Raw genomic sequence first — 13273 nt, forward strand, 5'->3', positions numbered from 1 at the left:
CCATCAGCCTGCGCCCCTGCGGCGACCGGGCGATCATGGTCGAGCTGGCCGATGCGGCCGAGCGGCGACTGCTCGACGCGGCGCTGCGGCGCGACCCGCTGCCGGGGATGGTCGAGCACGTGCCGGCGGCAGTGACGGTGCTGGTGCGGCTCGACCTGCCGGAGCGGGTGGCGGGCGCGGCCGCGGCGCTGCGGGCGCTGGACCTGGGCGCGGTGACCGCCGATGCGGGGCCGGACGCCGAGGTCGTGGAGATCCCCGTGACCTACGACGGCGAGGACCTGGCCCACGTCGCCGAGCTGGTGGGGCTGACGCCCGAGGGCGTCGTCGAGCGCCACACCGGACAGCTGTGGACCGTCGAGTTCGCCGGCTTCATGCCGGGGTTCGGCTATCTGAGCGGCGAGACCGGCGGGCTGACGGTGCCGCGGCGCGACAGCCCGCGTACGCGGATCCCGCCGGGCTCGGTCGCGCTGGCGGGCGACTTCACCGGGCTCTATCCGCAGGCCTCGCCCGGCGGCTGGCAACTGATCGGGACGACCGACATCGTGCTGTGGGACGTGACGCGCACGCCGCCGGCGGTGCTGACGCCGGGGGCGCGGATCAGGTTCGTGGACGTGGGTTCTGCCGTTGGGGCTTCGGGGGCCGGACGATGAGCCTCGTCGTGGAGGCCATGGGCCCGCTGGTGCTCGTGGAGGACCTCGGCCGACCCGGCTATGGCCCGCTCGGCATCTCGACCTCGGGCGCCCTGGACCGCCGCGCCCACCGGCTCGCGAACCGCCTGGTCGGCAACCCGGAATCGCTGGCCACGCTGGAGGTCCTGATGGGCGGGCTCCGCGTACGCGCGACCGCGGACGTGACCGTCGCGCTGGCCGGGGCACCCGTTCCGGCGAAGGTCGACGGGCGCCCGCGGGCGTTCCTGGCGCCGTGGCGGCTGCACACGGGCGAGGTGCTGATCCTCGGCGCGCCGGAGCACGGGCTGCGTACCTATCTCGCGGTGCGCGGCGGCATCGACGTCGAGCCCGTCCTGGGCTCACGCTCGACCGACCCCACCACGGGTGTGGGGCCCCCGAGGGTCGCCGTCGGCGACGTGCTGCCGGTGGGCGCGCGCCCCGAGGAGCTGATCCCGGGCGGCGACGCGTCGACCGAGGTGACCCACCCCCACCGCGACCTGCTGCTGCGCGCGATCTGGGGGCCGCGCGACGACTGGTTCACCGCCGAGTCGCGTGCGGCGTTCGCGCGCGGGGTCTGGGAGGTCACGGCCGAGGGCGACCGGGTCGGCGTACGCCTGGCCGGCGAGGCGCTGGAACGCGCGCGCGAGGGGGAACTGGCCAGCGAGGGCATCGTCCGCGGGGCCGTGCAGGTGCCGCGGAGCGGGCAGCCGCTGGTGTTCCTGGCCGACCACCCGACCACGGGCGGCTATCCGGTGATCGCGGTCGTGGCTGACACCGACGCCGACCGGCTGGCGCAGGCGCGGCCGGGGACGAAGGTGCGGTTCCGGATGGAGACGCGGGCGCTGGGGTGAGCCTCGTGGCCTCGGGTCAGGAGCGGGTCTTCAGATAGTCGATTCCCCACAGGGCGACAACCATGAAGGCGCCGAACAGCAGCGACCCCGCGACCGTCAGGTGGAACGGCTCGGGAGGGGGCGCTCCTGGCGGGTGGGTTTGCCGGTCTCGGGCTGGTCGGTCTCGGGCGGGCTCAGGGGGTGAGTCATGTGACCCACGGTAACCCGGAGCCCAAGCCGACCGCGCGGGCGACCCGTTCCGGCACGCCGACGTTTCGCCGTGATGCCGGGGCGGCAACTAGCCTGACGCCGTGGAGTTCATACGCGGCCTGCGGCACCTGTGGCGTCACCCCCTGTTCCGCAAGCTCGTCGCGGTGCGACTCGCCACCCAGGCGTCCGACGGCATCCTGCAGGTCGGCATGGCCGCGTACGTCTTCTTCTCGCCGCAGAAACAGCCCGATGCATGGTCGATCGCGCTCGTGCTGGCGGTGACGCTGCTGCCGTTCTCGATCGTCGGGCCGTTCGTGTCGCTGACGCTCGACCGGTTCTCGCGGCGGCAGGTCGCGGTGCTGACCGACGCGGTGCGGGTGGCCATCTGCGTGATGCTGGCGTGGCTGGTGCTCGACCCGGAGATGGGCCGCACGTGGAAGACGTTCCTGTTCTACGGCGGCGTTCTGGTCGCGATGAGCCTGAACCGCTATCTCCTCGCCGGCCTGTCGGCGTCGCTGCCCCACACGGTGGACGAGGACGAATACCTGATCGCGAGCTCGGTCATGCCGACGATCGGCCCGGCTGGCGTGCTGGTCGGGGCGGGCGTCGCCACCGGGATCCGCTTCGCGGCCGCCCCGTTCATGGAGACCTACCAGGCCGACGCGATCGTCTTCGGCGTCGCGGCCACGGGGTTCGCGCTGACGGTCATGCTTGCCCTGCGCATCGGGCGCTGGCAGCTCGGGCCCGACCTGAAGTCTGAGGAGGCCCGGCGTACGCGGGTGGGCGAGGTGGTCGAGGGGCTCACGCACGCCGTGGCCCACCTGCGCGAGCGCCGTCCGGCCGGCATCGGCCTGACGATCATCGCGCTGCAGCGCGTGGTCGTCGGCATGACGCAGGTCGCGACCATGCTGCTGTTCCGCAACTGGTTCCACCCGGTCGATGACGTCGCCGCGGCGATGAAGGACCTCGCCCTGTGGGCGGGCGCGACGGGCGCGGGCTACATCGCGTCGGCGGCGCTGGTGCCGCCGCTGGTCGGCCGCTTCGGCGTACGCCGGACCATGATCGGCGTGCTCGTGGCCGCGGGCGTGTTCCAGATCGTGCCGGGGTCGATCTTCTCGCTGTGGACGCTGGTATTGGCGGGCTTCCTGCTGGGCGTGGCGTCGCAGACGCTGAAGATCTGCGTGGACACCCTGGTGCAGGCCCACGTCGACGATGACTTCAAGGGCCGCGTGTTCACGATCTACGACATGATCTTCAACGCGTGTTTCGTGCTGGCCGCAGTGATCGTGGCGCTGACGTTCCCTCTGGACGGCCACTCGATGGTGGGCTTCGTGGCGATGGGCGTGGCGTTCCTGGCCGTGGCGGCGTACTTCATGTGGCGCAGCGGGCGCATCGGCTCGGCGATCTTCAACAGGGGTACACGGCGCGAGGCGGCGAGTGAAGGGGCGGCGACGACGGCCTGAGGGAGCGCCCTCAGGGGCTGATCCTCAGCAGAGGTCCAGCAGCGCCCGCGCGTACGCGCACTCGAGGTCGTCATCCTGCGTCGTGCGCTCCTGCTGCCCGTCGCTGGTGACCACGCGCCAGACCGTCCCCTCGTCAGCCGCCGGCTCATGGTGGACCGACCGCAGCCGGTCCCCCAGCAGCTCGCGCAGCTGGTCCTCCCGCGGCAACCACACCGTCTGGTCCAGCTCGATCGAATCCAGGGCCCACTCGGTGGTGCCGTTGAACCCCAGCACGGACTTGTCGGCGTAGTGGTGCAGCTCGATCGTCAGGTCGCTGATCCAATAGATGTCGTCGGCCAGCGCCTCCACGTCGATCGCGAACCGGTCGCCCGGTCGTGGCTCCCACAGCACGCCTGCGGCGGCGAGGCGGCGGGCGAGGTCCAGTGTCAGCATCGGTCCATCCTGCATCAACGCCCCAACGGAGGCACCCCATGAGCCGCACGATCTTCTACACCGCCACCACCCTGGACGGCTTCCTCGCCGACGAGGACGACTCCCTCGACTGGCTCTTCGTCCAGGACATCGACGCCGACGGTCCCAACAGCATCGACGCGTTCATGGCGGGGGTGGGCGCGCTCGCCATGGGCCGCACGACGTACGCGTGGCTGCGCGAGCACCTCGCGCGGACTGGGGAGCCGTGGCCGTACGCCCAACCCAGCTGGGTCTTCACGCACGCCGACCTTCCCGGCATCGAGGGCGCCGACCTCCGGTGGACGCAGGGCGACGTCGCCGCTGTCCACCAGGACCTCGTCGGGGCCGCCGGCGGCAAGGACGTCTGGGTCGTCGGGGGCGGTGACCTCGCGGGACAGTTCGCCGACGCGGGTCTGCTCGACCAGGTCGTCGTGTCGATCGCGGGCGTCACCCTCGGCGCCGGCCGCCCACTGTTCCCGCGGCGGTTCGACCTCGAGCTCGTGGAGGTGGCGCGCAACCGGTCCTTCATCTGCGCCACGTATGACGTGAAGGGCCCCCGGAGCTAACCCCCGCTGCGTCGGGTAAACCCCCGCGGTTCCTGGGCTGTACGCGTTGTCCGTGGCTTCAGCGCGTCAGCGCGGCGGCAGGTCCAGCCAGGACCCCTGGCCGTCCTTGCCCCGCGTACCCGCCTGCGGCACCCCCACCGCCGGGAAATCGGTGGTCGGCGCGTCGGCGGTCGGCTGCCAGCGCGGGTCGTCGGAGCGGCGTTCGGGTGCCGTACGCGGGGCCGCCGGGACGGCCGGCGATGCCTGGAGCGCGGGGGACGGCTGGCCCACCGGGGACGCCTGTCCCGCCGGCGCAGCCTCGGCGGCCTGCGGCCGCGTACCCTCCGCCGGCCTACCCCGGTCGCCCTCCATCTTCGGCCAGTTCCCCTCCGGGTTCACGGGCTGGGCCGCGATCGCGATCGACTGCGGCGTCGCGCCCGGCTCGCCCTCGGCCAGCGGCGTCACGACGACCGCGGTGCCGTACGCGCAGACCTCAGTCGCGCGGCCGCCGATCTCGGCCGTGTCGAACTTGAGCGCCACGACCGCGTTCGCGCCGCGCCGCTGGCACTCGCGCCACACCGCGTCGAGCGCCTCATGACGCGACACCCGGGACGTGTGGTCGAGCTCGTCGCGGTCACCCCCGCCGAGCCCGCGCAGGGCACCGCCGAGGTCGGTGGACCGGATGGACGTTCCGATGACGGTGCCCAGGACGGCCTCGACCCGGTGGCCGGGCACGCCGTTGCTCGTGACGATCAGCATGGCGACAGTATTCCGGCGTCGGGGGTCGAGGGCCACCCCGGCCGAGGGAGACGGGTCGGCGCGCGTACATTTCGAGCAGACCCGCGTACGCCGACCCGAAGGGCCCTCCCATGAAGACCGCACGCGACCTCATGACCTCCCCCGCCGAGACGCTGAAGGCCGAGGACACCCTCGCCGACGCCGCCCGCGCGCTGAAGCAGCACGACGTCGGCGCGATGCCCGTGACCGATTCCGACCGCGTCATCGGCATCCTGACCGATCGCGACATCGTCGTCAGCGGCATCGCCGAGGACAAGGACCCGAAGACCACCACGATCGGCGCGATCGCGTCGCGTCGGCTGGTCTATGTGCAGGCCGACGACGACGCCCAGTTGGTCGCCGACACGCTCGCCGAACACCAGATCCGCCGCGTGCCCGTGATGGACGGCAGCGAACTGGTCGGCATGGTGTCGCAGGCCGACGTCGCCCGCGAGCTGGCGGCGGCGGAGACGGGCGAGGTGGTGAAGGAGATCTCGGAGGACTGACTCCTCGTCTCGCTGGGGCGGGCTCAGCTCCTCGACTCGCTGGCGCTCGCTCGGAGAGCGTGGGTCAGCGCGCCGCCCACCACTCCTTCAGCGCCTCCGTCGCGCGCTCCTCGCCCAGCGGGCCGTGCTCCATGCGCTGTTCCAGCAGGAACCTGTAGGCCTCGCCGACCTCGCGGCCCGGCTTCACGCCGAGGATCGCCATGATCTGGTCGCCGTTCAGGTCGGGCCGGATCGCGTCGAGTTCCTCCTGCTCGGCGAGCACGTCGATGCGGCGCTCGAGGTCGTCGTACGCGGTCCGCAGCCGGTTGGCCTTGCGCTGGTTGCGGGTCGTGCAGTCGGCGCGCGTCAGGATGTGGAGCCGCTCGAGCTGGTCGCCCGCGTCGCGCACATAGCGCCGCACCGCCGAGTCGGTCCACGACCGCTCCGGGTCGAACAGCCCGTCGCCATAGCCGTGGAACCGCAGGTGCAGCTCGACGAGCTTCGCGACCGCCTTGGTCTCGTCGGCGGAGAACCGCAGCGCCTGCATGCGCTTCTTCGTCATCTTCGCCCCCACCACGTCGTGGTGATGGAACGAGACCTTGCCGCCGGCCTCGAACTTCCGGGTCGCGGGCTTGCCGATGTCGTGGAGCAGCGCGGCCAGCCGCGAGACGAGGTCGGGCGCGTGACCGCGCGTACGCTCCAGATCGATCGCCTGCTCGAGCACCGTCAGGGAGTGCTCATAGACGTCCTTGTGGCGGTGGTGCTCGTCGCGTTCGAGGCGCAGCGCCGGCAGCTCCGGCAGCACGCGGGCGGCGATGCCGGTCTCCACGAGCAGGTTCAGCCCCGGCCGCGGGTGGTCGGTCAGCAGCAGCTTCGACAGCTCGTCGCGCACGCGCTCCGCCGAGATGATGTCGATGCGCTCGGCCATGGCGACCATGGCGGCGACCACGTCGGGCGCCGGCGCGAACCGCAGCTCGCCCACCGCGTCCGACAGCTGGCTGGTGAACCGCGCCGCCCGCATCATGCGCAGCGGGTCGTCGGAGAACGACTGCTCGGCGGTCGCCGGCGTACGCAGCACCCCGGCCGCGAGGTCGACCAGGCCCTGGTGGGGGTCGACGAACCGGCGGTCCGGAAGCGAGATCGCCATCGCGTTCACGGTGAAGTCGCGGCGCACGAGGTCGCCCGCGATGTCATCGCCGTACGCGACCTCGGGCTTGCGGGAGTCGTCGCGGTAGACGTCGGAGCGGAACGTGGTGATCTCGATGAGCCAGACGTCGCCGGACTCGGAACCGTCGACCGGAACTTTCGCGCCGATCGTCCCGTACTCCTTGCCGATGTCCCACACCGCGGCCCCGCGTACGCCGCGGGTGAACTGCGTCAGGAGTCGTTCGATGTCGTCGGGGCGCGCCGACGTGGTGAAGTCGAGGTCGTGGCCGAGGCGGCCCATGAGCGCGTCACGGACCGAGCCGCCGACGAGGTAGAGCTCGTGGCCGGCGCCGGTGAAGAGCTCGCCCAGGCGGTCGACGACCGGCGCGATGCGCAACAGTTCGGCGACGGCATTGGTCTGGGCGGCGGTCAGGGCGTTCGACGGGGTGGGCACGAGGGTGAAGTCTAGTTGGGGCGCTCCTCGACTCGCTGGCGCTCGCTCGGAGAACGTACAGGCCAACACTCCTCGACTCGCTGGCGCTCGCTCGGAGAACGTACAGGCCAACACCCCTCGACTCGCTGGCGCTCGCTCGGAGAACGTACAGGCCAACACCCCTCGACTCGCTGGCGCTCGCTCGGAGAACGTACAGGCCAACACTCCTCGACTCGCTGGCGCTCGCTCGGAGAACGTGGTCCCCACAGGCGCTGTGATTACGATGGCCGAGTGATCCGACTGGTGCGTGTGCTGCTCGCCGGGCTGCTCGCGCTGCTGGCGCCGACGCTCGCCGTGCCCGTCGCGCACGCCGCGGACGACCAGCAGGTCGCGATCACCATCGACCAGTTCGACCCCGCCACGCCCGACCGCGCGGCCACTATCACGATCCGCGGCAAGGTCACCAACACCTCCAGCGAGCCCCTCTCGACCGCCCAGGCCCTCTTCTGGCGCGACTGGTCGCCCATCACCTCCGCCGACGGCATGCGCGCCGCGCTCGAATCCCCCGCCACCCAGCCCTACGGCGGCCGCGTCACCGACATCGGCGCCTTCCAGCCGCTCACGACCGACCAGAAGACCACGATCGCCCCCGGCGAGACCGTGCCGTTCCAGGTGCAGGCCCCGGTCAGCTCCCTCGAGCTTCCCCGGACCGCCGGGGTCTATCTCATGGGCGTCCATGTGGTCGGAAAGATCGGCCGCCGCGCCAGCGCCACCCTGGGCCGGGCCCGCGTCTTCGTCCCCCTGCCCCGCCAGAACAACCAGGGGGCCGCGCCCACGACGCCCGCCACCGTCAAGGTGCCGACCGTCGTGATGCTCACGAGTCGGCCCTCGATGGTCCGCCCCGGCCTGTTCGCCGACGACCACCTCGCCGAGGAGATGTCGGCCAACGGCCGCCTGTCGAAACTGATGCGGGCCGCCTCCCGGACCGACGTCTCCCACGCCATCGATCCCGCGCTCCTGCAGGCCGCGCGCGCCATGGCCGACGACGCCGGCTATCAGATCCGGCAGGCGGACGGGGCCATGGTCCCCGGCACCGGCCAGGCCGTCGCCCGCCGCTGGCTCGCCGACCTCGACCGCCTCGACGAGACCCACGCCTTCCGGCTCCCCTTCGCGGTCCCCGACCTGACCCCCATCGCCCACCAGGCGCTCGAGGACACCTTCCACCGCATCGTGTCCGCGACCACCCAGGTCGACGGCATCCGCGATCTCCCCCTGCTGGGCTATGCCAACGGCGGCTTCCTCGACACACCCACGGTCGGCTGGATCGAGCGCATGGACCCCGCCGCCATCCTCGTCGCCAACGCCCGCACCGAGCAGGCGCTCCTCGCCCCCATCCAGACCGCCCCCCTCGTGGCCTTCAGCGGCGCGACGTTCGCCGGCGGTCCCGGCCCAGACCCGCGCCAGACGGCCATCCACGTGCGCCAGCGCCTCCTGGCCGACACCTGGCTCGCCGCGACCAACGCCTCCGGACCCCAGGTCCACGTCGTCGCGTCGGCCGACGAGGCCGACGCCGACCTCGGGGCCCGCGCCGCCTGGATCGCCCGCGTACCCCTCACCGACACCCTCCGGGACCGCCCCTCGGAGTGGTCCGAACAGCTCGACTACACCCCCGAGATGCGGGCGGCCGAGCTCAGCCCCGCCCAGGTCGGCCGGCTGCGCGACCTTTCCCGAGCCCAGGCCGCGTACGCCGAGATGATGGTCGACCCGGCGCCCCATCAGCGCGACGGCGACGCCCAGGCCGCGCGCTCGGCCTCCAGCTGGTGGCGCGGCAACCCCGCGGGCTTCCAGACCTGGATCGACCCGCTGCTCACCGAGGCGAACCAGGCGCTCACCGGGGCGGTGAAGCTGACCGCCCAGAAGACCGTGATCATGTCGGGCCAGAGCGGGTCCTTCCCGGTGACCGTGACCAACACCCTGCGTACGCCGGTGCGGGTCGCCATCGACTTCGACTCCGACCAGCCGCAGCGCCTGTCGATCCCCCGCCACGAGAACATCGAAGTGCCAGCCGGCCAGTCGACGACCGTGAACGTCCGCCCCCGCGCGGCCGCGAACGGTCCCGTCATGGTGACGGCCCAGCTGGTGACGCCCGGCGGCACGCCGCTGGGTCGCCACAACCGGGTCGAGGTGCGCGCCACCAACTTCGGCTTCGTGGGCTGGATCATCGTGGTGGCTTCGGGAATCGTGCTGCTGGCGGCGACGGCTTTACGCATCCGGCAGGTCGCGCGTGAGAGAGTGTCCACCAATGCGGCCCGCCGGGCAGCCGAGGACGCGACCGTCACCGCTCAGCGTCCCGCGGTGCCCGTGGTGAGGATCGAACCGACCGAAGGGAGTGGGGAGTGACCGAACGCCCCCCCACCCCGCGCGCGGACCAGGCCGACCTCCCCACCGCCCCCATGGACCCGGTCGAACTCGAGGACACGCTCCACCCCGTGCGTACGCGGGACTCCGCCGCGAACCCGCCGGGCGGCTCCGGACCGGCCGGCTCGGACCAGGGCGGCTCGAACCAGGGCGGCTCGAACCAGGGCGACAGCGACTCCGGGTCCACCCGCCGCCTGGTCTCCGCCACAGCCCTGATGGCCGCCGGCACGATGTCGTCGCGCATCCTCGGCTTCGTCCGCGTCATGTTGCTGGCGGCGCTGTTCGCCAACGGCACCAACCAGGCCGACATGTTCGAGCTGGCGACGGTGATCCCCACCTCGCTCTACATCCTGTTCGCCGGCGGCGCCCTGAACACCGTCCTGGTGCCCCAGATCGTCCGGGCCGTGAACAACGACCCGGACGGGGGCGAGGCCTACACCAACCGCATCATGACCGCGTTCCTGCTGCTCGTGGGCGCGTTCGCGGTGGTGCTGACGATCGCGGCGCCGCTGGTCATCGGGGTCTACGCGGCCGACGACTGGAAGGCCCCCCAGAACGCCGCGCTCTACCAGTCGATGGTCTTCCTCGGCTATCTGTGCCTGCCGTCGGTGTTCTTCTACGGCGTGTTCTTCCTGTTGGGGCAGGTGTTGAACGCCCACGACCGGTTCGGCCCGATGATGTGGGCCCCGATCGCGAACAACGTCGTGCAGGTGGGGGTGCTGCTGGTCTATCTGGGCGTGTGGGGGACGTCCGACGGGTCGCAGCCGTTCACCACGCCGCAGGCCCTGCTGCTGGGAGGCGGCGCCACGCTCGGCATCGCGTCGCAGACCCTGGTGATGGTGTGGTTCATGCGGAAGATCGACTTCCGCTTCCGCCCGCGGTTCGACCTGCGCGGCACCGGTCTGGGCCACACCTTCCACCTCGCGAAGTGGACGCTGGGTTTCGTGCTGGTCAACCAGCTGGCGCTGGTCGTGGTCAACAAGTTGGCCACCTCGGCCACCGTGGGCGGCGACGGCGCCGGTCTCGCGGCGTACGGGCGTGCGTACCTGATCTGGATCCTTCCCCACTCGCTCATCACCGTGTCCCTCGCGACCGCGATGCTGCCGAGCGCCTCACGGCTCGCCGCGGCCGGCGACCTCGTGGGCGTGCGGCGCGAGACCATGCGCACCATCCGGCTGGCGACGACCGTGCTGCTGCCCGCGGCGGCCGCCTTCATCGCGCTGGCCATGCCCGTCACCAGCCTGATGTTCGGCCAGGGCGCCGGCGCCAAGGACTCCCACTACATCGGCTGGACCCTGATCGCGTTCGCGATCGGATTGGTGCCGTTCACGGTGCAGTACGTCTGCCTGCGCGCGTTCTATGCCCTCGAGGACACCCGCTCGACGTTCTGGCAGCAGTGCGTCATCGCCGCGCTGAACGTGCTGTTCGCCATCGCGTTCGTCATCCCCGTCGATCGGCCCGACCTGGTGGCGCCGGGGCTCGCGCTCGCATACTCGCTCTCCTATGTCTTCGGCCTCGGCCTGTCCTTCGCGCGCCTGTCCCGGCGGCTGCCGGGGCTGTCGGCCACCAAGGTCATCCGCCACCTCGTGCGCGTGGGCCTCGCGGTCGCCCCCGGCGCCGTGCTGGCGTGGTGGATCACCACGCGGGTCGGCGACAGCATGCTGATGCAGGTCCTCGGCCTGGTGGGCGGCGTGCTGGCCGCGGTGGCGCTGTTCTTCCTGTTCGCCCGCCTCCTGCGCATCACCGAGGTCACCGAGATCGTCGCGACCCTCCTGCGGCGCCGCGGCCGGGCGGAGCAGGCCGACGAGGGCACCCCCGCGGAGCAGGCCGGCGACACCAGTGACGAGACCGCCCACCTCGCCGCCCTCGAGGAGGAGCGCGACGTCGTCTCGGTGCCGTTCCCCGAGGGCGACGAGGAGCCGTACGCGCCGTTCGTCCCGTATGTCGACCACGACGAACCCGACACCATGGAGGACGTCGAGGACACTGCCGAGGACGTCCACCCGGTCAAGGTGCGCGCGGGGCTCGAACTCGCCGGCCGCTATCGGCTGGAGGAGGTGCTCGTCCGCCGGGCCACCACCCAGACGTGGCGCGCGTTCGACGAGGTCCTCTCGCGTCCGGTCCTCATCCACCTCCTCCCGAGCGCGGAGGACCACGACGACATCATGGTCGCCGCCCGCCGGGCCGCCATCGCGACCGACTCCCGCTTCCTCCGCGTGCTCGACGTGGGCCGCCCGACGGCCGAGGAGTCGGTGCGCGTCGACAGCGAGACCGGCGAGGAGAAGGCCAACGGGCTCGGCGCCTACATCGTCTGCGAGTTCGCCCCGGGCGTGTCGCTCGAGAGCCTGCTGGCCTCCGGCCCGCTCAGCGCGCTGGAGGCCGCCTGGCTGGTCCGCGAGGTCGCCGACGCGCTGGCCGGCATGCACGCGCAGGGCCTGTACCACCAGCGGATCTCCCCCGACACCGTCGTCATCACCGCCGCCGGCAACGTCAAGATCGTGGGCTTCCTGCTCGAGGCCGAGATGTCACCCAGCCACCACCCGATCGCCTCGACGAGCGATCCCGAGGTGGTCGACGTCATGGACATCGGCCGCCTGCTCTATTGCACGCTGGTGTCGCGCTGGCCGGGCGGCCACGCGTACGGCATGGCGTCCGCGCCGACCGACAACGACGGCCAGCTGTTCACGCCGCGCCAGGTGCGGGCCGGGGTGTCGCCGGCGCTCGACCGCATCTGCGACCAGATCCTGAGCGACCTGCCGCGCGGCAAGGAGGCACCGCTGCGGACGGCCGCCGAGGTCGCCGACGAGCTCGGCCGCGTGCTCGGCACCGCCGATGCGTCCCACGACCTCGAGCGCCGCATGCGATATCCGGTGCCCGTCGTGCAGATGGACGAGGAAGAGCCCATCCCGGCCCAGTCGCCGATGTCGGCCTACACCCAGGCCGACACCGCCGACATGTATTTCGGCGGCGCCCAGGTCTCCGCCGACCAGGCCGACGCGGACGCACCCACCCAGGGGCTCGCTGCGGTCGCGACCCCGGCGTCGGCCGGCGAGCCGACCGTGAACACCGGCATCGCGCCGGGCGGGGGCCTGACAGGCCGATCGGACCGATCGGGTCGCTCCCCCGCCAGCCCCCCGCGCCCCCCGGGGTCGCGTCCGTCGATGCGCCGGCCGTGGATCACGCGCCTGGTCGTCCTCGGGCTCGTCGTCCTCATCGGCTCGCTGGTCGCGGTCGCGCTGCAGCGGAACCCGCGTACGCCCCAGACCGCTCCCACGCCCACGCCCAGGCCGGCCCCGACCGCGCTGGCGCTGGTGTCGGCGACCGACTTCGACCCGCAGGGCGACTCGCGCGAGGAGAACCGCGCGCAGGCCCCCCTGGCGATCGACGGGAAGCCGGAGACGGCGTGGACGACGGTGACCTATCGCAACCCCACGATGGACAAGGACGGCGTCGGGATCATCGTCGACCTGGGCCGCCCGGTCTCGGTGGCGGAGGCGAAAGTCCTGTTGAAGGGCACCGGGACGACGTTCGACCTGCGCGTCCCGGCGACGGGCGCCGACACGCGTACGACACCGCCGACCGACTCGGTGAAGGACTGGACGTCGGTCGCGTCGGTGGCGAACGCGGGCGAGAGCGCCGAGGTGAAGCTCGACCAGCCCGTCGTGACGCGGTTCGTGCTCGTGAACCTCACCCAGCTGCCGAAGACGGCCCAGGGCCACCAGGGCGGCGTCGCCGAGGTCACGTTCGCCGGCTGAACATCCGCCGCCGGGACTTTTCCTCGCGTACGCCCTGGCGTAGGTTGACTCTTCGACAGACCGGCCCGGCGTGGGCTCGGGGTGAGGGGCCGT

At 72.2% G+C, this 13273-nt stretch carries 10 protein-coding genes; 7 read left to right on the forward strand and 3 right to left on the reverse strand.

All coding sequences use genetic code 11. From position 1 onward, the window contains the following. Nucleotides 1-2 precede the first annotated feature (2 nt). The 3 genes from ACYVAG_RS11270 to ACYVAG_RS11280 all read left to right on the forward strand — a co-directional run bounded on the left by ACYVAG_RS11270 (nt 3) and on the right by ACYVAG_RS11280 (nt 3171). Complete coding sequence (locus ACYVAG_RS11270) at nt 3-650, forward strand: 5-oxoprolinase subunit B family protein (protein ID WP_460770032.1); 648 nt, start codon at nt 3-5, stop codon at nt 648-650. Continuing rightward, complete coding sequence (locus tag ACYVAG_RS11275) at nt 647-1519, forward strand: 5-oxoprolinase subunit C family protein (protein WP_460769730.1); 873 nt, start codon at nt 647-649, stop codon at nt 1517-1519. The genes ACYVAG_RS11270 and ACYVAG_RS11275 overlap by 4 nt, the downstream gene beginning before the upstream one ends. Before the next feature lie 290 nt (nt 1520-1809). Further along, complete coding sequence (locus tag ACYVAG_RS11280) at nt 1810-3171, forward strand: MFS transporter (protein WP_460769732.1); 1362 nt, start codon at nt 1810-1812, stop codon at nt 3169-3171. A 24-nt stretch (nt 3172-3195) separates the two neighbouring features. On the opposite strand, the gene ACYVAG_RS11285 is transcribed toward ACYVAG_RS11280, so the two are convergent. After that, nucleotides 3196-3603, reverse strand: a complete 408-nt coding sequence (locus ACYVAG_RS11285) for a pilus assembly protein CpaE (protein WP_460769733.1) — start codon at nt 3601-3603, stop codon at nt 3196-3198. A 38-nt stretch (nt 3604-3641) separates the two neighbouring features. Here ACYVAG_RS11285 and ACYVAG_RS11290 point away from each other — a divergent pair, with 38 nt between their 5' ends. Then, a complete protein-coding gene (locus ACYVAG_RS11290; RefSeq protein ID WP_460769734.1) occupies nt 3642-4187 on the forward strand; it encodes a dihydrofolate reductase family protein in 546 nt (181 codons plus the stop codon). Between the two features lie 66 nt (nt 4188-4253). On the opposite strand, the gene ACYVAG_RS11295 is transcribed toward ACYVAG_RS11290, so the two are convergent. Further along, nucleotides 4254-4925: a YbjQ family protein gene (locus tag ACYVAG_RS11295; protein ID WP_460769736.1), complete on the reverse strand. Its 672-nt coding sequence runs from the start codon at nt 4923-4925 to the stop codon at nt 4254-4256. 110 nt (nt 4926-5035) lie between these two features. Between ACYVAG_RS11295 and ACYVAG_RS11300 the strand changes: the two genes are divergently transcribed. Further along, nucleotides 5036-5449, forward strand: coding sequence for a CBS domain-containing protein (locus ACYVAG_RS11300; protein WP_460769737.1), 414 nt, complete (start codon nt 5036-5038; stop codon nt 5447-5449). Nucleotides 5450-5513: 64 nt separating this feature from the next. Here ACYVAG_RS11300 and ACYVAG_RS11305 read toward each other — a convergent pair whose 3' ends face one another. After that, a complete protein-coding gene (locus ACYVAG_RS11305; RefSeq protein ID WP_460769738.1) occupies nt 5514-7028 on the reverse strand; it encodes a CCA tRNA nucleotidyltransferase in 1515 nt (504 codons plus the stop codon). 270 nt (nt 7029-7298) lie between these two features. Here ACYVAG_RS11305 and ACYVAG_RS11310 point away from each other — a divergent pair, with 270 nt between their 5' ends. Then, entirely contained in the window at nt 7299-9407 is a 2109-nt protein-coding gene (locus ACYVAG_RS11310; RefSeq protein ID WP_460769740.1) for a DUF6049 family protein, read from the forward strand. Then, the gene (gene murJ / locus ACYVAG_RS11315; protein WP_460769742.1) at nt 9404-13180 is read left to right on the forward strand and encodes a murein biosynthesis integral membrane protein MurJ; all 3777 of its coding nucleotides are present in this window, start codon (nt 9404-9406) and stop codon (nt 13178-13180) included. The genes ACYVAG_RS11310 and murJ overlap by 4 nt, the downstream gene beginning before the upstream one ends. The last annotated feature ends 93 nt before the right edge of the window (nt 13181-13273 follow it).

Source organism: Mariniluteicoccus flavus (assembly GCF_054776655.1).